At 66.1% G+C, this 20,229-nt stretch carries 15 protein-coding genes; 6 read left to right on the top strand and 9 right to left on the bottom strand.

Annotation, left to right across the window (positions count from 1 at the left end; genetic code table 11):
* Nucleotides 1-292 precede the first annotated feature (292 nt).
* Both OV427_RS35435 and OV427_RS35430 read left to right on the top strand, forming a co-directional pair.
* Nucleotides 293-1,147 (top strand): transporter, encoded by an 855-nt coding sequence (locus OV427_RS35435; protein WP_267860643.1) that lies wholly within the window; start codon nt 293-295, stop codon nt 1,145-1,147.
* Nucleotides 1,148-1,296: 149 nt separating this feature from the next.
* Complete coding sequence (locus OV427_RS35430; RefSeq protein WP_267860642.1) at nt 1,297-2,709, top strand: phosphatase PAP2 family protein; 1,413 nt, start codon at nt 1,297-1,299, stop codon at nt 2,707-2,709.
* 418 nt (nt 2,710-3,127) lie between these two features.
* Here OV427_RS35430 and OV427_RS35425 read toward each other — a convergent pair whose 3' ends face one another.
* Together OV427_RS35425 and OV427_RS35420 are read right to left on the bottom strand one after the other, a co-directional pair.
* On the bottom strand, nt 3,128-4,012 hold the full coding sequence (locus OV427_RS35425) for an outer membrane lipoprotein-sorting protein (RefSeq protein WP_267860641.1): 885 nt from the start codon (nt 4,010-4,012) through the stop codon (nt 3,128-3,130).
* A complete protein-coding gene (locus tag OV427_RS35420; RefSeq protein WP_267860640.1) occupies nt 4,009-6,303 on the bottom strand; it encodes an efflux RND transporter permease subunit in 2,295 nt (764 codons plus the stop codon). Before OV427_RS35420 ends, OV427_RS35425 begins: the two co-directional genes overlap by 4 nt.
* Before the next feature lie 96 nt (nt 6,304-6,399).
* On the opposite strand from OV427_RS35420, the gene OV427_RS35415 reads away from it, so the two are divergent.
* On the top strand, nt 6,400-7,032 hold the full coding sequence (locus OV427_RS35415; protein ID WP_267860639.1) for a glutathione S-transferase family protein: 633 nt from the start codon (nt 6,400-6,402) through the stop codon (nt 7,030-7,032).
* Between the two features lie 75 nt (nt 7,033-7,107).
* Here OV427_RS35415 and OV427_RS35410 read toward each other — a convergent pair whose 3' ends face one another.
* The 5 genes from OV427_RS35410 to OV427_RS35390 form a co-directional block, all read right to left on the bottom strand.
* Nucleotides 7,108-8,049: a DUF6073 family protein gene (locus OV427_RS35410; protein WP_267860638.1), complete on the bottom strand. Its 942-nt coding sequence runs from the start codon at nt 8,047-8,049 to the stop codon at nt 7,108-7,110.
* A 32-nt stretch (nt 8,050-8,081) separates the two neighbouring features.
* Nucleotides 8,082-8,660 (bottom strand): YybH family protein, encoded by a 579-nt coding sequence (locus OV427_RS35405; protein WP_267860637.1) that lies wholly within the window; start codon nt 8,658-8,660, stop codon nt 8,082-8,084.
* Between the two features lie 134 nt (nt 8,661-8,794).
* Complete coding sequence (locus OV427_RS35400) at nt 8,795-10,618, bottom strand: di-heme oxidoredictase family protein (RefSeq protein ID WP_267860636.1); 1,824 nt, start codon at nt 10,616-10,618, stop codon at nt 8,795-8,797.
* Nucleotides 10,619-10,637: 19 nt separating this feature from the next.
* The gene (locus OV427_RS35395; protein ID WP_267860635.1) at nt 10,638-12,593 is read right to left on the bottom strand and encodes a di-heme oxidoredictase family protein; all 1,956 of its coding nucleotides are present in this window, start codon (nt 12,591-12,593) and stop codon (nt 10,638-10,640) included.
* Between the two features lie 1,275 nt (nt 12,594-13,868).
* Entirely contained in the window at nt 13,869-14,063 is a 195-nt protein-coding gene (locus OV427_RS35390) for a MoaD/ThiS family protein (protein WP_267860634.1), read from the bottom strand.
* Nucleotides 14,064-14,363: 300 nt separating this feature from the next.
* Here OV427_RS35390 and OV427_RS35385 point away from each other — a divergent pair, with 300 nt between their 5' ends.
* From OV427_RS35385 to OV427_RS35375, 3 genes are read left to right on the top strand one after another with little or no spacing between them, the layout of a single operon-like run.
* On the top strand, nt 14,364-15,653 hold the full coding sequence (locus tag OV427_RS35385) for a hypothetical protein (protein ID WP_267860633.1): 1,290 nt from the start codon (nt 14,364-14,366) through the stop codon (nt 15,651-15,653).
* A gap of 35 nt (nt 15,654-15,688) precedes the next feature.
* The gene (locus OV427_RS35380) at nt 15,689-16,969 is read left to right on the top strand and encodes a Dyp-type peroxidase (protein WP_267860632.1); all 1,281 of its coding nucleotides are present in this window, start codon (nt 15,689-15,691) and stop codon (nt 16,967-16,969) included.
* Complete coding sequence (locus OV427_RS35375) at nt 16,966-18,339, top strand: ABC1 kinase family protein (RefSeq protein WP_267860631.1); 1,374 nt, start codon at nt 16,966-16,968, stop codon at nt 18,337-18,339. The genes OV427_RS35380 and OV427_RS35375 overlap by 4 nt, the downstream gene beginning before the upstream one ends.
* Nucleotides 18,340-19,246: 907 nt before the next feature.
* Here the strand turns inward: OV427_RS35375 and OV427_RS35370 are convergent.
* Nucleotides 19,247-19,390 (bottom strand): hypothetical protein, encoded by a 144-nt coding sequence (locus OV427_RS35370; protein WP_267860630.1) that lies wholly within the window; start codon nt 19,388-19,390, stop codon nt 19,247-19,249.
* A gap of 371 nt (nt 19,391-19,761) precedes the next feature.
* Nucleotides 19,762-20,187 (bottom strand): YciI family protein, encoded by a 426-nt coding sequence (locus OV427_RS35365; RefSeq protein WP_267860629.1) that lies wholly within the window; start codon nt 20,185-20,187, stop codon nt 19,762-19,764.
* Nucleotides 20,188-20,229: the final 42 nt, after the last annotated feature.

Here is a 20,229-nt window from a genome sequence, read left to right as displayed (position 1 = left end):
TCAGAGGAGCAACGCGCGATTTGGTGACGCACCGGCAACGCTGAAGCAGTGCCTCCCAAGGGCACGCCAGCGTAGAACCGCGACGCGTCCGGGCTCCACGCACAGAGCCCATCGCCCGGACTTGATCTCACTCTCCGTGAAGGACTATGAATGCATTGGAACGCGGCGCCCGCCGCTCCTGAAACTGTTTTCGCCCCCCGCAACCCAATACGGTCTCATGAAAACAATTTTCACAATATTCACACTCCTACTGCCAACTGCGGCGCTCTCCCAGACAATTTCAGACGGCATCATGATGCCCAAGAACGATTTCTGTACGGGCTTCATGTACACGCACGAACAGTGGAGCAGCTACTGGGAAGGGGAGCTCAAGCGCGACAATGAAAATATCGGCCGGCTCACTACCCGAAACCTGATGTGGATCGGCAACTATGGCCTTCATGACCGCGTCAACGTCATCGCCGCGGTACCGTATGTATGGACAAGGGCCAGCCAGGGCACGCTCCACGGTATGGAGGGACTTCAGGACTTCTCGCTGGCGGTGAAGGGCAACTTCTTCAAACAGCAGTTCGAGGGGGGCTGGTTCAACGCATTCGCCGGTGCGGCATTCTCCATGCCCATGAGTGATTACGCGCCCGACTTCTACCCGTTGTCGCTTGGCACGAGTACATACAACCTGTCGGGGCGACTGACCGCGAGCCTTAGACTTGCTCAGGGCTGGTATCTGACGGGCTCGGGGGCGTACACGTGGCGCAGCAACACCTCGCTCGACCGGGCCGCATACTACACCGACGGCCAACTCTTCCTGACCGACGACGTGCAGATGCCTGACATGGTCGATTTCGTTGCCAGCGTTGGATACCTCCAGAATGGCTTGCAGGTGGAGCTTCACTACCTACGGCAGAACACCCTGGGTGGGGGAGACATCCGTCGGCAGGACATGCCGTTCGTCTCCAACCGCATGAACTTTTCGAAGGTCGGCGCCATGATCTCCTATTTCCTGCCTGGGCTGTCGGGCCTCGCGTTGCGCGGCGGCGCGGACCTTACCGTGTCGGGACGAAATGTCGGTGCCTCGACCGCGCTGACGGCCGGACTTCTCTACACCTTCCATCTCTCCTCAAACGCTGGCAACCCGGGTTCGCCATGAAACCACAATCTACTCTCCGGTCGGTGGTGTTGTTGACGGCTGGGCTCCTCGCCTTCCTGGGTCTCAGCTGTAGCAAGGAGGTGGAGTCCGAGGAGCAGCTTCCTCCGCTGAGCCCGGCGGACGTCGACGCCAATGCAGGAAACTGGAGCATGCTCGTGCTGACCAGCGACAGCCAGCTTCCCGTTGCGGCGCCTGCAGACGTGAACTCCGAGGCCTACAAGGCCGAGCTTGCCGCCATCAAGGATGCACAGAGCAAGCTAACCGAAAAGCAGCGCAAGGCCATCGCGTACTGGAGTGGAGGCGGCGTCCTGCGGTGGAACCAGATTTTGCGAGAACTGGTGGCGCGCTACAATCTGCAGCCCGCCCCAAAGGCGGATGGCAGCTATCCGGCGCCGGACGCGGAGAACCCATTCGCGGACCCGGGCTTTCCCTTCGCCAACCCTCCGTATGCGGCCCGGGCCTATAGCTATGTGGCCGTGGCCCAATACGAGGCTCTGAAGGCGGCATGGCACTACAAGTACCTGTACAACAGGCCCGCCCCCCACCAAGTAGATGGTTCCATCCAGGCCTTGCGGCCAGCGACCGAGCTGCCGGCCTACCCTTCCGAGGATGCGCTGCTCTCAGGAGTATCCGCAGAGATGTTGAAGGTGCTGTTCCCGGCTGCGGTAGAGCACATCACCTTGAAGGCTGCCGAACAGCGCAATGCGGCGCTTTGGTCGGGGATGGCTAGCGCCAGTGACCTGGCCGCAGGAGTAGCACTGGGCAAGGCCGTAGCAGATGAGATGAAGCGGCGCGCGGCCGGCGATGGGATGAGCAAGGCAGCCGGTACGAAGGCGGACTGGCAGAAGCTCGAAGACGATTGCGCGGCGCGCGACGAGATACCATGGATCAGCAGGGAGGTGCCTATGCGGCCCCCCATGCTCCCATTCTTCGGCCAAGTGAAGGCATGGAGCATGACCAAGGAGGAGATCGAGAGCGCGCGCCCGCCACGTCCCTATTCAACCTCTTCAGAGGAGATGAAGAAGGAGACGGAGGAGGTGAAGTGGTACGCGGACAACGTCACTCGCGAGCGCCTCGCCATCGTGCACAAGTGGGCAGATGGCGCCGGGACATATACTCCAGCGGGTCATTGGAATGACATCGCCGCGGAATACGTCCGGGACGCGCGCTTCAGCGAGGTGCGGGCGGCCCGTGCCTTTGCCCTACTCAATATGGCATTGCATGACGCGGCCGTGGGCTGCTGGGACACGAAGTACCACTACTTCACCCCGCGGCCGTCACAGATGAATCTCACCATCAAGACCTGCACCGGCATCCCCAACTTTCCTTCGTTCACATCGGGGCACTCGACGTTCTCGGGGTCGGCAGCCACAGTGCTCTCCTATCTGTTCCCAAACCAGAGCGAGTTCTTTCATGAGCAGGCCAAAGAGGCTTCCGACTCGCGATTGTTCGCGGGCATTCACTTTCGCGCGGACATCGAGATGGGTTTGGAGCATGGTAAGGTCATTGGTGGTCACATCGTGACCCTCGCGTTGACCGATGGAGCAGATGACGCACACTGACCGCGTTGTAGTGCTCCGCTTGCATGAGTGGCCGTGACAACGTGAGGGCTGGGGCCGCAGCGCCGGTGTCACGCGGTCCTGCTGCCCTCGCCCGCCTCACGCCACCTGGAGGCGGGATTCGGATGCAAAGGACGCCCACCAGGACGAGGAACTCTCGCAAGAAGGCGCGGCTGCAAGAAGGCGCGGCTAAAGGTGATTTGCGCCATGAGGCGATCTCACGGGACAGGCCGCTTCGAATCAGTCACAGCCGAGCTGGAGCACTTGACGTGCACGAGTGCCCGCGCATCCTGATGGAGACGCCTCCCAGAGTTGTTCAAGTGTCCTTCTTTTCCCATCGGAGCGCAGTTGCGGGCATGCTCGCGGACGAAGCGGCGGCCGCTCCAAGCACGCACTGCGTTGGAGCGGGGCGGTGGGGGACTCATGGCGAGGCCTCCGCAGTCTGCGTGAGGAGTTGCTCCGACGTGCCGCCGCGCAGGGCCTCCGCGAAGCCCGGTAGAGACTCCGGGACGAAGTGCCGGGCGGGCAGCGCCGGCAGATGGAAGCGCGCGCCCCGCAGGGTCAGGACGGAGGTGCTCCCTCCGCCACGGCTAGCGACGATGCGGGTCGGCGTCCACACGCCGTCCCGCTGCTCCAGCGCCTCCACGCGCACCGTCTTCGCGGGCGCCGTCTCCCCCGCGCGAAAGTAGTCGATTCCCACGACCATGCGCAGCTCCTCCGCCACATGGTAGCGGAGACGTACCCAGGGCAGACTGGCCACCAGCTCCGGGCCCGAGGGCACCGCGTCCAGCAGGTGCGTGCGCCGGCCCAGAGCCATCGACTCGCCGGCCCGGGTCCACGTGAAGGCGTGCTCGGGCAAGCGCCAGAGCAGGTCCCGGTAGCCGAAGTCCGAGCCGAGCAGCCCGTCATCATGCAGCCGTGGGGCGATCTCCAGCACCCGCCCCTCGCCTGCGGGCAGGTAGAGGTGGACCTGCATGGGCAGGCCGGCGGGGCCGGGCTCCGTGAGCAGGTAGCTCGTCCCGCGCAGGCCGCCAGGCCCTTCCAGAAGGAAGAGTGTGCGCAGGCCGCCTGCGGTGTCCTGCCAGAGGTTGGCGATCTTGAGCGTGCGCGTCACTCGGCCGCCTGTATGCATCTCCAGCGTGACGCTGCGCCATCCAGTGGCGCCCAGATCGCGCGCGTTGCACTCCTTCACGAGCGCCAACGCGTTCAGGGGCCTGTGCACGGGCGGGGGCGCCGCGGCGGCGGCCATGCCGCACAGCAGGACCCAGGTGAGGAAGCGGAAGGGACTGAGAAGGAGATGTCTCACCGGGAACGATCCAGGAAGGAGGTGAAGGCGGGGACGAGCACCAGCGTGAGGACCGCGGAGACTCCCAGGCACAGGCACACGAGCAGCCCGAGCATCCGGTTGGGCGGAGACTGGGACGACATCAGCACCAGCATGGCGCCCGATACGGCGGTCGCGCTGGTGAGGATGGCGGGCCCCGCCCCAGCAAGCGCCCGCCGCATGGCGTCCGGCGCGGAAGGCTCGGCGTTGCGGTGGGATTGGTAGTGGGAAATGACGTGGATGGCGTAGTCCACCCCGATGCCCAGACCTATGGAGGCGAAGAGGGAGCTGGCGATCCCTATCGGGGTATCCGTGGCGCCCAGGAAGCCGAAGACGGCCAGGATGGCCAGCACCGTAGGGAGGCTGGCGGCCAGGGCCAGCCGGAGCGAGCGCAGCGCTACGACGAGCAGCAGAAGGTTGATGAACGCGGCCAGCAGGATGGCGCGCACTTGGCCGGAGACCAGCAACCGCACCGCGAGCTGGCTGATCCACCCGTCCCCGAAGGGCGCGACGTACAGCAGCTCGGCCTCCCGCCCGGGAGCGGCCAGCGCCGCCACTTCCCACAGCACCTTGTCGATCCGGCTGGCGTCCGCCGAGCGGAGGAACACGGACATGCGGGAGCGTCGCGCGCCGTCGGCCAGGTAGTGATGGAAGCGCCCGGGCGAGGCCGTCTCCAGCAGCACCAGCGCCTGCTCCAGGTCCGCGCTGCTGGGGCCTCGCGCCTGCGTGAGGAGGCATTCCTGGTACGTCGCGGTGCTCACCCCTCGCAGCGCGGCGAGGACCCGGGGCACGTCCTCGTGGACGCCGTGGACCGCCCCCACGTCCGCGAGCGAGGCTAGGCGCCGCCCTGCAGCATTGAGCGCGGCGAAGGCCTCCGGGTCCGCGAAGCCGCCGGGCCTGTCCGTCGCCCACTCCAGTTCCAACACGGTAGCGCCCGCCAGATGCCTGTCCAGCACCCCGCTGGCGCGGGCCAGCTCGCTGGCCTCGGGCAAGTTGCCCACCCAGCTGTCATTGACCTGCACGCGCGTGCACAGCAGGGCTGCCCCCAGCCCCGCCACCGTGGTGATGCCAAGCACGGCCAGGGGCCGGCGCAGCCCCGGCATGCCCAGCGCCAGGCTAAGCCCGCCCCGTCCCCTCGCCAGGCTGCGCGAGGGCTGCGCGCCACGCAGCCACCGGCCGCACAGCACCAGGAGCGCGGGCACGAACGTGAAGGTGAGGAGCGAGGAAAGCCCGAGCGCCACGGCCCCAAAGAGGCCGAAGATGCGCAGCGGCTCCAAACGCGTGGCCAGCAGCGACAGCAGCCCCGCCAACGTGGTGACGGTGCTGATGAGGATGGGGCGCACCGCCGCGCCGAACCCCGCCCGCACCGCCTCCTCCACAGGCCGGGTTCCTCGCATCCACTCACTGAGGAAGCAGTCCATCGCGTAGACGTCATCCGAGATACCGACGGCCAGCAGGACCACGGGGAAGATGAGGGTGGTGACGAAGACGGAGTTGCCCGTGAGCCCCATCAGGCCGGTGGTGCACACGAGCGACAGGCCCACCTCCAGCAGGGATGCGAGCGCGGGCACGGGGTGACGGTAGGCCAGCAGCAGCAGGACGAGCAGGGCCCCGACGACAGCGGGCATCAGCCGAAGCAGGTCCACCGCGGCGGCCCTGCCCAGCTCCGCCTGCGCCAGCGCATTGCCTCCGACGTGCACCGAGTCGCGATCCTGGCTCTCTAGCCGTGCGAGCGCCTGGAGCCGCTCGGCCAGCAGGTACCGGTCCGCCTCCGGCCGCACCTCTGCGTAGAGGGCCGCGGCCCGGCCGTCCGCAGACACCAGGATGCCGCCGTCCAGCCCCAGCGCCTGCACGCTCCGGCGCACCCGCTCCGCGCCCGTCACGTCCAGCGCGTCTCCAGGCCCCAGCACCGGAATCACATCCAGTATTCCGCCTTCCGTGCTCAGGTTCATCGCCGTCGCCAGGCTCTGTACCGAGCCTGGGACGATGCCTTCCAGTTCCTCCAGTCCGGTGCCCAGCCGCCGCAGGCGTGCCAGCGAGGAGGGCGTGTAGATGCCGCGCTCCGGGCTGAGCAACCCCAGCACGACGAAGTCTCGCGCCTCGAAGCGCGCCGCGAGCTGTTCGCTCTCCCGCAGCGCCTCCTCATCCACCGGCAGCAGCGAGCGTGCGTCCAGCCTCAGCCCCACCCTCGGGATGAACGCTCCCAGCCCCACCGTCAGGCAAAGCGTGAGCGCGACGACGAGCCAGGGATGACGGGTAGAGATTCGGAGCACGGGGTCAGGGCTGGGAATGGAGTGGGTCCGATGGCTTCACCCCCGACTCCGCCGGCCGGGTTGAGTGATTGCTGATGAGTCGCTATTGGTATGCACATGCCCATGAGACTCCACTACCACCCCGCCTCTCCCTATTCCTTGAAGGCCTACTCCGCAGTGCTTCATCGCGGCGACACCATGGACTTCCACGCGGTGGATGTCCGTGGAGGGGAGCTGACGGCGCCCACGTTCCGTGCGCTGTCTCCCTTCGGGAAGATCCCCGTCCTGGAGAAGGAGCAAGGCCCGCTCATCGAGTCCACCTCCATCATCGAGTACCTTGAGGAGCGCGGTCCACGCGTGCTGCTCCCACCAGGAAGCGAGCGCGTTGCGCGGCACTTTGACCGGCTTGGCGATCTATATCTTGTCGATCCCATGTCCACCCTCTGGTTCCGGCCGCGAGTTCCGGAGGCCGAGCGGACGCCGGAGTTCGCGGCGGCTGCGTGGGGCCTCTTCGCGCAGCAGCTCGCCCACCGTCCCTTCGTGACTGGAGACCGCTTCACGCTGGGGGACCTGTCAGGTGCCATCGGCACCGAGTACCTGGAGCGGCTCGGTGTCCAGCCGCCCGAGCCGATCCGGGCCTGGAAGGCCCGGTGCTTCGAGACACTCGGCCTGGCTCAGGCGTTCAATCAGACGGCGCCCATCCTGGTGGCGATGCTGAGTGCCCGTGCCAGGACCACTGCGGGAAGCTGACCGTGGTCCGCGAGGAAGCGTGGGGACTCCGGCCATGACGTGGCGGCCGGAGCCCCATGCACGCGCGGCCATGCGCTACCGCGTGCTGGCAAGCTTCGCGTTGCCATTCCCCTCCTCCCGGCGCGTGAGGGGCTGGGTCCCCTTGATGGGGGTATGCTTGATGACCTCGCGGAACTTCACCTCGGCATGTTGCAGGGTGCCCACCTGCCGCCCGGCCGACAACAGCGGCGTCGGGGTCAGGGTGATGGAGGCGGTGTAGCCGACGGGCGGAATGGTCTCGACGATGGAGAACATCTGGACCGGATGGCCGGTCACCAGCTGCAGTCCCAGGTTCTTCATCTCCACTTTGACGCCCAGGTTCGCGATGCAGCAGGCGCCATTGCCACCCTCAGACATCGTGCAGCGCTTGGGCCGCTTCTTCTCCTCGGGCTCCACCGACTCTTCTGGGACTGGTAACCCCTTCTTCTTGCCGGGAACAAGAGACGGGGCATCTCCGCCGGCGCGGGCCACCACCGCCCTTCTGTTCAAGGCCTCCTCGGCGCCCGCAGGCAGCCCGATATCACCCACCTGACCGCGGCTGGGCTGGTCGCGATCCAAGGTGACGTGGACGGGACCGAACACCTTGCTATGGCCCCGCAGGTCCAAGCCGACAAACTCGGTGTCCATGACGGCCGTGCCCCAGGCCACCTCCGTCTGACCGGGGGCGGGCCGGGCGTTGTCGTGAACCACGGCGATCCACCCCTGGAGCTCGATGGTGTCGGTCCCCACACCGTCGATGATGTACGTCTCCTCCATGCGGATCCGCATCACATCCACGCCCGCCGCGGGGATGGTGTGCTTCTTGACTGGCAAGGCCGCCATCTTGTCGGCCTGCGCGGTGCGCATCTCCTTCAGCAGGCCCTGGATGCGCTGGTCATCCGAGCGGGAGTCCTGCGCCTGGGTTCCAGCGAGGGAGACACCACCCAGCAGCGCGAACACGACACAGCCGACTGCGAACGGTAAGGATTGATTCTTCATATCAGCTCCTTGAACAGGCTGGGGCGTGGGCGCTACTGCACGGCGGTGGGAGCGCTGGCGAAGGAGAAGTGCTCGTGACCGACCAGCCACTGACCCTGGGTGTTCTCCAGGGTGAGGGTCCACCGCCACTTGCTCTCGGTAGGCTTGCCCTGCTTGGGAACAAGGCGGTTGGTCCCCGTCAGCGTCACCACTGCGAGCGGTCCGGAGAGGCGGATGTCCATGTCGTTGTTGGTCCGGACATCGACCTTCTCGAAGGGCTCGAGGCAGTTGATGCACAGCTCGGCATACTGACGGCTGCCCAGCGTCTTCACCGTCACAGCCGGCGGCCCGTAGTACACGAGCGAGCCGTCATCCACGTGGAGCTTTTTGAAGAGCGCGGCATCCTTGGTGCTGAGGGCCTTGACGAGGCCGTCGACGACCTCCTTGATCTCCTGGTATTCGGGCGTTTTCTGCGTGACTGCCTTCACGTTGAAGTTGGCCCGCGTCTGCATGGACAGGGGCAGCTTGTCGAGGCGCTCCTTGGCCAGACCCGGTGGTGCTGCCATCTGCGGCTGGGCGTTGGTGGCGGGCACGGCTGCCGCAGGCTCTTTCGGCTGGGCCGATACGGCCATGCCAAGCCCTCCCGCCAGGATGACCGCAACACCAATGAACAGGGCTCTGCTTCGGTTTGGCATCTGCAAGAGAACCTCCTTGTCAAAACCCCTGGTGTTGTAAGAACCAGGAGGCTTGGTGGAACTGCAGGGCATCAGGGGGGAAGGCTCGCGGAGGGCAGTGGAGCAGCAGGGGGCCTGTCTGGAAGCCCATCCGCGTTGGCGTCCTTGAGCGCGGCGAGGTCCTCGCCGTACGCCTCGCGGGTGTTCAGCAGCGCGTAGGAGAAGTAGGTGTCGCCGTCCTGGCTCGTGGTCCACCCCTGGTACCGGGGGGGCGTCCGGAAGAGCAGCTCCGGGTGGAAGCGCTCCTGGCCCACCTCGAGCTCGCCGACGAGGAAGCGCTCCTCGATCTTCCCATTGCCGTCGAGGTCCGTGGGCAGCACGTCCGGTGAATACAGGACGAGCGAACGGAGGAAGGCGATGAGGGCCTTGCGTTCCCGAGCGGGGGCGGCTGCGTAGGCTGCGGCGGACTCAGCGGCCTCGCCCCCATGGCGGCGGATGACGTCGTCCAGGGTGGGGCTGCGCCCGTCATGGCCATAGGGAGCCGTGGAGCCCACGCCCCAGAGCGGCGGGGTGCGGAACCGCCTGAGCACCGTCAGCCGGCCCTCTTCCCAGCCATACTCGTAGAAGCGCTTCCCGAGGTCATGGTGGCGGAAGTCCGTGTAGATGCCCGAGACGGTGAAGGCGCCCCGGAGGGGCTGGAGCAACCGCTGGCCCTCGGGCCCAGGGGCTTCCGTGTAGAGGGGATTCAGGCGCCCTTCCAGCCGCTTGCGCGCCGGGGACCAGGTGACGCCGAGGTCGAAGAAGCGTCGGTCGCCCGTGAGCCCCCTGGCTGGCTCGGCGGCCTTCAGCCCCCAGTCCTGGACATGGCAGGTGGTACAGCCCATTCGCACCAGCAGCTCGTGTCCCTGCCGCGTCAGGGCATCCTGGCGGCCCACCGCCGGCCGGGGGTGGTTGAGCAGGTACCACTCGAAGAGGTCCAGCTCGCCCTCGGTCAGCGTGGCCGCGCTCGCGCTGAGCGCGGGGTCGCGCGCGCGGACCAGCGGCTGCAGAGCACCAGCGTTGGAGAATCCCGCCCACTGGCCGTGGGTGGGCCCCTCAAGGCTGGAGGCGGCGTCTCCGCCCGTCGTCGGGTCCACGATGTCCAGGCCCATGATCGTCCTGGCCACGCCGATGGCGAAGGCACGAAGGCTGGAAGACTGGTGGTCGCCAATCGAGCTAGCGAACACGCCGAACTCGATGTCGTAGCCGGCCACGCCAGGCTCGCCCAGGCCAGGTATCTCGCCATCGGGGCGCGGCCGCGCCGGCTGGCCGCTCGCATCCACGAGCGTGACCATCAGCACCGCGTTGAGGTCTGGCAGTCCATCCTCGTCCTCGTCGTCGAGCGCGCCGTAGTCGACGAGCACGCCGGGCGCGGCCTCGACGACCGCCCGGCGTCCGCGGGTCTCCGCCGGGTGGTCGAGGAAGCCGTTGCGGTTCAGGTCATGGGTGGCCAGCAGCTCCTGTCGGATCTGGAAGCCGAGCGCCTCCATGAGACCGGCCCCGAACAGGTGGGGGGTGTTGAGCCCGAACCCGAGCGGCTCCGGGGCGTTCCCTCCACCTCCGACTGTCCTGAAGGGGAGGTTGTGGCACATGCCGCAGGAGTTGGTGGCGGCCGCCGCCGGGCGCTCGTTCAACTGGCTGAAAACGGCATCCCTCCGGTTCCACTCGCGGTGGAAGTAGCTTCGTCCACGCTGATAGGCGAGCCAGGGGTCCATGAGCTGCAGGGCCATGGAGGTACCCGGCACTTCTGGTCCCTTCGAGTGGATGACCTGCACGCGCCGCTCGCGGATGGAGAGGCCCAGCGGGTCGTCCGGCCGGACGGAGAGCTGCGCGGAGGCGGTCCCGAAGGTGCCCAGCACCCCCAATAGCAGCGCCAAGCCCCTGCCTTCGCTGGAATCAAGGAGCCTGGTGAGCATGGGAGGCCTGGGGAGCAGTGCCCGCTGCTGGGAGCGGACCGAGGACATCGGGGAAGAAGTCGCCATCGCGGTCCTCGAGCCAGGGGAGCGACAGGCGGAAGGTTTCGGGGACGTTCTGCACCAGCATCAGGGGGAACACCTCCCCGTCAGGTCCCGTGGCCCGGTACAGAACGCGGAAGCGTGGAGGCGTGGCGAAGAGGAAGCGCGGATCGAAGCGCTCGGGGCCCACGTCCTTGCCGGCCACCTGGAAGTCCTCGGAGATCTGCCCGTCCCCGTCGATATCTGAGGAAAGGGTGTCCGTGCGGTACAGGACCAGCGACTCAAGGTACGCCAGTAGCAGCTCGCGTTCGGCGGGTTTTAACGCGAGGTATCGCTTGCGCTCGGGGGAGGCCGCTCCACCGTGAGCGGTGATGACCTCATCAAGGGTGGTGAACCGGCCCGCGTGCCCATAGGGGGCCGTGGAGCCCACGCCCCACAGGGGCGCAGTGCGGTGCTCGCGCTGGAGGCTTCCATCGAAGCGCCGCTCGTGGAAGAGAGCGCCGATGTCCCAATGCTTGAAGTCGCTGTAGACGCGCTCCATCAGGGCGCTGTTCAGGGCGGGGGTGACGGTCCCATCTGGAGCGCTTCGTGACAGCCGCCTCAACCGGCCACGCAGCCGCGAGACACCATCGGTCCCCACCTCGGAGCGTGTCTCCAGTTGGAAGAGCCGCCGGTCTCCCGTGAAGCCTCGTGCCTCGTCACGCGCGTGGAGCCGCCAGCTCTCCGTATGGCAGCGGGTACAGCCCGCCCGGGCGACTACCTGGCGTCCCTTCTCCGAGGCGGCATCGCCACGCACGGCGGGGGCTGGCGCGTGGAGAAGGTAGAATTCCACAGCGTCCAGGTCTCCCTCGGTCAGCTCGTTGAGATGCCCATCGCGATCCGGGTCATCCAGGGAGAGCCCGGTGGCTGTGCGCCTGCGCCCCACGTCGACGGAGCCCCCGAAGTCGAACTGCTGTGCCCCGTTGAGGGAGACGCGTGCCAATCCACCGGGGCCGGCGGGGAGCTGGGTGGGGTCATGCGTCTGGAGGCCCATGTGGACGTCAGCAGCGACGGCATAGAACTCGCGCAATGTGGTGGCCTCACCACCCTGGGGAATCCGGAGCCCGCTCGGTAGTAGCTGCTGGCCCCGGCCCCAGCCGAACGGCTGCATCGCGAGACCGAATGCGGCCGCCTGGGGATCCTTCAGGCTGCTGGCCTGGGGAAGCACCTTCCCATCCGCATCTACGTACCAGATGCGGAAGACGCCATTGAGGCGCGGTACGCCGCTGGCGTCCGGGCTCAGGTCGCCGTAGTCGATGGCAGGGGCACCGGGCGTGGGATTGATCCGGACGGGCGAAGGGCGCGCCACTTCCGCGCGCTCGAGGAGACCATTGCAGTTCAGGTCATAGCGGTTGAGGACCTCGCGCCTCACCTGCTCACCGAGCATCTCCACCATGCCCGCGCCGTAGAAGTGGGGCGTGTTGCGCCCGGCCCCACTGGTGGATGGGATGGTCTGCCCGCTGCCTGGCTCTCCGAACGGCATGGAGTGGCACATGCCGCAGCTGCTGGCATGGTCGCGGCTGAAGCGCACATCTGCGGCACTGGCCCCATGCACCGCCGCACCGACGTAGAGCGGGACGCTCAGCTCCGCAGGCCGGCCGTAGACTCCCTGCTTCAGGGTGAACTGGCGCCGGGCCAGGTCGCGCCCAAACTGATAAAGCAGAAACGGGTCGGCCGCCCTCAGGTGGGCCGTGGCGCCGAGGTGCTCTGGCGTCAGGGAGTGCGCCAGATGGAGGAAGCGGTAGGGGATGGCCACCCCATTGGGGTCCGTGTCGCTCTCGGGCACCTGCGCCATCGCGCGCCCGCCCATTCCAAGACAGGCGAGCAGCAACAGTCGCGGGACCGCCCATGGACGCATGGTGTGTCACTCCTTGGCCAGTGGCTGGCGAACCTCTCCATATTGAAGTCTGTGCTTGGCGTGGGCGAGTAGTCCCTCGACAGACACTGACTCTTGAGATGTGAGAGACTGTCAGATCGCTATGGAAACGGAATAGCTGCCCGGCAGTCCATGGAGTTTGTTTAGCGCGCAACGTTCAGACAGCGGCGCTTGTCAGACATTGGCGTGGGGATGGCATCCGGATACCTATTTGTAATGTCCCGCAGGCCTCCGCAAACGCCGGACTCTTTCTGTCAGGCGTGGCCTTCACGAAATGCCAGCCCGCCTTTGGCCCCCTTTGGCCCCACTGCGCAGAAGAGATTGGCAGTGTGAGCGTGGCTGAAGGAGAAGAACCGCAAGCTGTCCGGACTGTAGGCCATGCTTCGCTGACAGGCTCCTCCTGCGCTGCCTCGTCGCCGCCGCGGGAGCGCCACTCCTCAGGCAAAGCGGACCGCGTAGATGGGCGGAAGGTGTGCGGAGACGTGGATCCACGAGTCGCCGCCGTTCTCGGAAGCCCAGAGTGAGCCGGTGGTGCTCCCAAATGCGAGGCGCTCTCCGGTGGCGTCCACGTCAAGCGTATGCCGAAGCGTGAGGCCGTAGGCGTACTCCTGCGGGAGCCCCTCACACAGCACCTCCCAGCTCGCACCACCGTCGCGCGTGCGCGACACGACGACGCCCGCATTGACTGGAATCCGCTGCTCGTCCTTGACGGCAGGGACGCGCTAGGCGACGTCCGGGTGGACCGCCATGGCGAACCCGAACACGCTGGGCGCGCTCTCAGGAATGCCCACCCAACTCCTCCCGGCGTCATCGGAGCGGAAGACACCATTGTGGTGCTGTACCCACAGGCGACTGGGGTGCCTGACGCAGCGTACAATGCGGTGCGGGTCCTGGATGGATGGGTCATCGCGCCGCTCCGGTGGCATGTAGTCGGCGAACATGCCTCGGCTCGTCACCTCCCAGCTCTCTCCTCCATCGCGAGTGAGCCAGACGCCGCCGCACGAGACTCCGACGATGAGTTCCCTGCTGGTGCCGGCAGGTCCGTCCAGTGCCTGCCGCCATCATCGGATGCGCGCAGCTTCACTCCGAAGTGGCCCAGGCCCAGCGCGGCGTAGAGGCGCCCCCGCACCACATCCATGGCAACCACCGATACGAGGTCGCCCAGGAATGATGTGCTGGCAATGCGCCAGCCTTGCTCCGTGCGACGCACGTTAGACAGACCCTTGCGCGTTGCCACGAGAATGCGATCCGACATTTTCAGCATCCCGACAGCGCCTGCATCACATGGATTTCGAAGTCCTCGCCGACGAGCATCGTCTGCCCTGCGCGGTCGCGAAGCTGATGCCCATTCACGAAGATGACAACGTGCCGTCGTAGAGCGCCCTGCTCGTCGAGGACGTAGCTGCGCACCAATGGGTGCCCCGCGAAGTAAGGCTCGAGGGCTTCGCGCACGGTTGTCCCGCCCACGACTTCCGAGGGGCACTCCACGTGACGCTGGAGGGTTGAGGTGAATGTGACCCGTGGCATCACTGCAACCTAACATCCCCAACCCAGGGGCGTGATGGCGACACCCATGGCTTCCAAGGGCCCTTGCGCAGCGGGGGCCGCGCCCATCAGGGCGGAAGGCTCCGCTCTCATTGCCTTCACAGACACACTCATAGTAAAGTGTGCGGTGTCTGCTGGCGCTGAATTGGAGTTCTTGGGGCGCATCCGACCAGCCACCATCACGCAGCACGACCGAAGGTGGATATAATGCAAAGCCGACTGAATGCTCTGTGCGCTGGAATTGATCGCACTGCAGACATGGGACCATTCCCACACGACCAGTCCGCGAGCCCATTGTTTGAGCAGGATGCGGACGAGTTACTGAGCAGCGCTGGCCATGCGAAGAACGATGCAACGACCCGCGACCAATCGATGTGGGAGCTCATCTATCGTCAGACGCCCAAGCAACGCTCGGAAAAGCTGCCGGATCTGCTCTACACCGTCGCGACAGAGGCAAAGGAGGCGGTGCTGCGGCGGTCGGCATCCTGGGGCCTGCTGAAGCTCGGGGAGACGAAGCTCCTGCAGCAGAGCCTCCGTGGGGACGATGACGGCAATGTCCACAGCTGGAAGCAGCACCTCATCTATGAATCGCAAGGCAGGACCGACTGGGTCGACCCGCGGCCAGTCCGCTCGATCAAGTCCGAGTTTGGCTATGCGGTGACGCTCCCCCTCACGATCCACGGGACGGTCGTCTTCCGGGAATACAAATACGGCCCCAGGGGCGAGGAGCCCCTTCCCCCTCCGTACATGGCGGCGAAGACAACCCCGCTGGGCACGCGTTCCGGGACCAGTGCATATACTCCCGCCGCGAGCCCCTACGGAGGAGGCTCGGCGGAGCCCTCGTACAGCGCGAGAGGGGCCAGCCCCACCGCGTTCAACTGGTATTCCTTCGCGGCAGGTCCCATCGCGCAGCGCGCCCTCGTCGGGGACCTGACCGCAGCTGTCGGTCAGAATTCCTTCTATGACAATCTTGTCATCCAGAAGGTCGCGGCCAACACGCTCGGGGACGGCTCCGATCACGTCCAAGGCTATCTGTTCCAGGGCATGTCACGCAGCATGGGGGGTAATGCCATGGCGCATTACTACTCGTCGCGCGGGCCACAGCCCCTCTACCTCTCGGGCCGTATCGGCGATGCCTCGGAGGGCGTCGTCAATGTCGAGACACAGCTGCTGCGCCATGCCGAGACCCACATCGTAACGAACCCGAACGTCGCGTATCCGTACGTCCAGTCCGTCCGCGGCCTCTTCTTTGGTCCTGCCAGGATGAACACCATCATCGCGCGTGACCGCAAGGTGCCGCTGGACAACCTCCTGCAGATCGTGAAGGAGCCCTACGCCAACGGGTGGTTCTTCGGAGAGTTCCGCTCGGTGGCCGTGGATGTGGATGGTGACGACCAGATAGAGATCAACGGCATGGAGATGTACACGGACCTGTCGGGCGCTGTCGTCAACCGCACCCCTCCTGGCCCGCAGAAGAGCTCCGCTTTCGCGAGATGACCTCCTAAGGAGCGCCCCTCCGAGGCTGTGTGCCCATGACAACTCTTGAAGAGTTACGCCCCTGGTTGAGTGACCTGCAAGGCGGCATCGTGCGGGCCCATGGGCGCACCCATGCCCATCACCTGTTCCTCTCGTTCCCGCTCTCCGCGACGCGGGCGCGCACCTGGCTCAGGGAGTTCGCATCCACAAAGATCTCCAGCGGCTGGGAGCACCTGAGCGATGCACGGCTTCTTGACCAGTCGTTCCGCTCGGTGCTCCTGACCTACCGAGGCTACGAGCGGCTGGGGATGCCCGCGCCCCAGAGCGAGGCCTTCCGGCACGACATGAGGAACCGCGCGGAGAAGCTGAATGATCCGCCTGCCTCGAAGTGGAGCCAGGGCTACCAGCGCGAGGACATCCATGCCCTGGTGATCATCGCCAATGACAGCAGGAGCGCACTCACCAGGGACGTGATGTCATTCCAGCTAGAGGTGGCGGACGCGGGCATCGATCTCGTGATTGACGAACCCGCGACGCAGCTGTTCCTGGAGGGCAAGCCTATCGAGCATTTCGGTTATGCCGACGGCATCAGCCAGCCCCTTATCGGTGGAGACCTGATCCACACCCGATACTACAGACACTGGGACCCATCCGCTTCACGCGAACTGCTCCTGGCGCACGAGCCTGGAGCCTCCGGCCACTTCGGCAGCTATCTGGTGTTCAGGAAGCTGGAGCAGAACGTCGCTCGCTGGCGACAGCACGTCGAAGCAATCTCCAGGAGAACGAACATGGACCGTGAACTCGTCGGGGCGCTCGCGATAGGGCGGTTCCGGGACGGGCAGCCGGTGCTCTTCCACGGCCAGCCGAGGAGCACAGGCACGACAGTCAACGACTTCAACTATGACCATGACGCGCAGGGGCTCGGCTGTCCTTTGAATGCCCACATCCGAAAGGCCAATCCCCGCCGGGCCCGCCCCCAGGGTTCGGGTGAACTGGTCCCGGACCGCCGCATCGTACGCAGGGGGATGACCTATGGCGTTCGGCCGGACCTCCATCCCCAGGCAAGAGGTCTGCCGCCCCCCGCCACTGGAGTGGGGCTGTTGTTCATGTGCTATCAGGCCAGCATCGAGGAGCAGTTCGAGCACATCCAGGCTCACTGGATGAATGCTCCCCACCATCCGATGCGTGGAGCAGGCGCGGATCCCCTGGCCGGACGAGAGGGCGCCGGGCTCCATTCTCCTCCAGGAAAGACGGTGGACTTTGGTGATGTCATACATCTGCTGGGCGGCGGATATTTCTTCTCCCCCAGTCTCACCTTCCTGAGAAGCCTTCCATGACGCTTTTCGAGTGTGCCACGCGCCCCGGGCGCCGCTGCGGCTTCTGGCTGGTGGCTGCGCGGGCGTGGAGGACGGCTCACATCTTCTGGGTCGTCACAGGCGCTCTGGCATGGCTCGCTGTTCGGACGACGGCACGGCTGGGCATTGCGCGCGGCACGGCGGCCGAGCTCGGCGCCAGGCTGGCCCGCACGCTGGAGAGACTAGGCCCCCTCTTCATCAAGGTCGGTCAACTGCTGTGCGCCCGGCCCGACGTCATCGGGCCCGAGGTGGCCCTGGCCTTGCGTCGGCTCCGCCATCGCCTGAGGGCTGTGCCCACCGGGCGGGTCATCGCTGCAGTCGAGCGAAGCCTGGGTCGCGCGCAGGGTGAGATCTTCCTGCAGTTCGACGCGACTCCTGTCGCAACGGGCAGCATCGCTCAGGTGCATCGCGCGGTGCTCAAGGATGGAAGCATCGTGGCTGTCAAGGTACGCCGGCCCGGGCTTGCAGAATACCTTGCTGCCGACTTCAGGATCCTGCGCTTGGCGGCTTGGCTCGCGGCCCGGTGTCCGGGGATGACCGCGCTCCCGTGGAGGGAGCTGATGGATGAGCTTGAGGGCGCCCTCGCCGCGCAGGTGGACCTGCGAAGAGAAGCAGACAGCAACCTGACGTTCGCGAAGAACCTTCCTTCCATAAGGGTCCCACGACTCGTGCCCGAACTGTGCACCTCGGACGTCCTCACGATGGAGTTCCTGCCGGGGCTTGTACCGCTCGAAGAGCTGGAGCTGTCCCCCTCTGAGCGAAGCGCCGCCGTGAAGGCAGGCCTCCGGATGCTGTATCAGATGATCTTCAAGGACGGCTTCGTCCATGCGGATCTCCACGGAGGCAATGTTTTCTTCAGCGCCAGCGGAGAAACAACTCTGATTGACTTTGGCCTGGTCGCCCGGCTGCCACCGGACGCCCGCCAGCGCTTCCGGAGCTTCTTCTTCGCGATGGCCACTGGCGATGCCCGGCAGTGTGCCGGCCTGATCCTGGAATCCGCCACCCAGGTGCCCGGGACGCTCGACCTCGCCCGGTATGAGCGGGAAGTCGAAGCGATGATGCAGCGGTTCTCGGGGCTTGCCGTCGGCGAGTTCGAGGTCTCGCGCTTTGCCGCCGGGCTGTTCGACCTGCAACGGCGCTTCCAGATTCGCGGCTCCACCGAGTTCACGCTGGCCATTCTTTCGCTGCTCGCGTTCGAAGGCGTTGCGAAGGTGCTGGACCCGCGGCTTCCATTCCAGAAGGAAGCCGTCGAGTATCTCCTCCAGCTTCCCGCCCAGCCACTCGATGCTTCGGCACGGGCGGCGCTCTTCGCGGAGTTGGAGCGCCTCGTCGAATCTGGTCGTGCGGCCTGACGACCGCAAGAAGCACGGGCATGGCCCTGCAGTGCGGCCCGCACGGCATTTCCATCCTGTTCGAGTCCATCCGCAAAGGTTTCCACCGCGCGCACGTCGCATCTACGAGCCTCACCCAGCCACGCTTCGAAAGGCTTACAGTGCCTGGTTGGCCTTGCCCCTGGGCCCCCGCGCGCCCCACCTCACAGAAGAGCCGAGTCAATGCGACGACGCGCTCGGCCTCCCCCTGCTCGATACGCTTCAGGGTCGCAACCTCCATGGAGGTCCTCTCCGAGGGGCGCTTCACGCACAGCCATGCCAGTTGCTTCGGCGAGGCAAACGCGTCAGGGCGAGTGCCCTTCGACCACCAGTTGTCACCAGGATAACTGCGCGCTCCTGTGCAAGGCGGAACTGTCCGTCGCATCTGGAGCCAGCGATGGACCTGCCGGGAGATGCCACGAAAGCCTTGGGCCCGAATTTCTCGCCAGAGAGCACGGGCGCTCTCGCAGCCAGCCGCGTGCCTCTGCGTCATGAAGCGTCGTCACGGTGAAGGAGGCGTAGGTGCCCCACATGACGTCCGGAGCCTCCGTGGTGATGGTGCCATCGTGGTTGCGCGGGCCCAGCACCCAACGGGCCCTGCCCGGTGCCAGTACACCGTGGCGCGAGGCACACGCCAAGTGGCCGTCACAGCGCTAGTCCGTACGGCTTGCCGCTGGAAGGCGAGAGTCTGGCGATCATCTTCTCGACTTCCTCCAGGAAAAACCCTGGCGTTGCCCTCCAGCAGCCAGGCCTTCTCAGCCAGCAACTCGTTCTTCATCATCAGCTCGCCTACATGGCCTTGAGCCGCAGCATCTCGTCGCCTGCAGCTCGGACTCGCGGCTCTTGAGGTTCGCCTCGACCCCAGCCAGGAACTTCTCTCGCTACTCGCTCAACACTGCAGCCGTGTGACGCCCAGCTCCCAGGAGAGTGCGTCGAGTTCCTCGTCCCTGAGCAGCCGGAGAACGGCCTTCTTCTTCCGCTTCGCCGAGAACCGACCGCGCCCCGTCGTCCTGTCCTGCTTCTGCTTCTTCACATCCATCTCTCGAGGGGAGGCTATCCCTCAGAAAGGTGTCTCAGGAAATACTGGGGCGGAGGAGGCGCAGCGGGCGCTCCGCGAACGTGCGGCGAATGCACGCCGGGCTTCGACAGCAGCCGGAAGTGAGTACAGCGTATCCATTCCCAGGGAGTATTCGCCCCGCTGGACGCTCGCCGCGTCTGCCTACTCCTTCGAGGGGACCACACGAAGTGCGGAAGAGCCACGGATCTGGGCTACTCCCATTTATCTCCTCCTCCGCGGATCTTTACACAAAGTGCGGGAGAGCCACCAAGTCGGGGGGCCTATTAGAAGACTCACGCCCTTCGGCGGACGCGGTGACGTCCGCCGATTCCCGCGCGAGCGCGCGACTACTTCTTCGCGGCCACCTGCTCGCGCAGGCGCTGCTCGGCCGCACGCAGCTCACCCGACGGGTCGCTGGGCGCGAAGTCCTCCGCCTCGAACACCTGGCGCAGCTCGATCATCTCGCCGCGCGTGGCGGGGCAGCGCTTCATCCAGTCGATGGCTTCCTGCTTCGACTTCACCTGAATCATCCAGAAGCCGCCGACGATTTCCTTCGCCTCGCTGAAGGGGCCGTCGCTCACGGTGGGCTTGCCGCCCGCGGGGAAGCGGATGCGCGCGCCCTTCGAGCTCGGGTGGAGTCCTTCGCCGCCGAGGAGCACCCCGGCTTTCACCAGCTCCTCGTTGAACTTCCCCATCTCCGCCAGATCCTTCTCTTCGGGAAGGGCGCCCGTCTCAGCGGCGGGGCCCGGGTACATGATGACCATGAATCGCATCGTCGTCGCTCCTGTGGATTCGCGGCGGGAGTGCCACCCCGC

The organism is Pyxidicoccus sp. MSG2 (assembly GCF_026626705.1).
In the GTDB taxonomy this organism is placed as follows: Bacteria; Myxococcota; Myxococcia; order Myxococcales; family Myxococcaceae; genus Myxococcus.
The sequence above is the reverse complement of the archived record's forward strand: the minus strand, read 5'-3'. Positions and strand labels throughout refer to the sequence as shown.

Excerpts from the sequence above, each read along its gene's own strand:
- OV427_RS35410 (WP_267860638.1), bottom strand. The coding sequence starts at position 8,049 with ATGAAGAATCAATCCTTACCGTTCGCAGTCGGCTGTGTCGTGTTCGCG.
- OV427_RS35405 (WP_267860637.1), bottom strand. The coding sequence starts at position 8,660 with ATGGCCGTATCGGCCCAGCCGAAAGAGCCTGCGGCAGCCGTGCCCGCC.
- OV427_RS35375 (WP_267860631.1), top strand. The coding sequence starts at position 16,966 with ATGACGCTTTTCGAGTGTGCCACGCGCCCCGGGCGCCGCTGCGGCTTC.
- OV427_RS35365 (WP_267860629.1), bottom strand. The coding sequence starts at position 20,187 with ATGCGATTCATGGTCATCATGTACCCGGGCCCCGCCGCTGAGACGGGC.
- OV427_RS35385 (WP_267860633.1), top strand. The coding sequence starts at position 14,364 with ATGCAAAGCCGACTGAATGCTCTGTGCGCTGGAATTGATCGCACTGCA.
- OV427_RS35415 (WP_267860639.1), top strand. The coding sequence starts at position 6,400 with ATGCCCATGAGACTCCACTACCACCCCGCCTCTCCCTATTCCTTGAAG.
- OV427_RS35395 (WP_267860635.1), bottom strand. The coding sequence starts at position 12,593 with ATGCGTCCATGGGCGGTCCCGCGACTGTTGCTGCTCGCCTGTCTTGGA.
- OV427_RS35435 (WP_267860643.1), top strand. The coding sequence starts at position 293 with ATGATGCCCAAGAACGATTTCTGTACGGGCTTCATGTACACGCACGAA.
- OV427_RS35430 (WP_267860642.1), top strand. The coding sequence starts at position 1,297 with ATGCTCGTGCTGACCAGCGACAGCCAGCTTCCCGTTGCGGCGCCTGCA.
- OV427_RS35380 (WP_267860632.1), top strand. The coding sequence starts at position 15,689 with ATGACAACTCTTGAAGAGTTACGCCCCTGGTTGAGTGACCTGCAAGGC.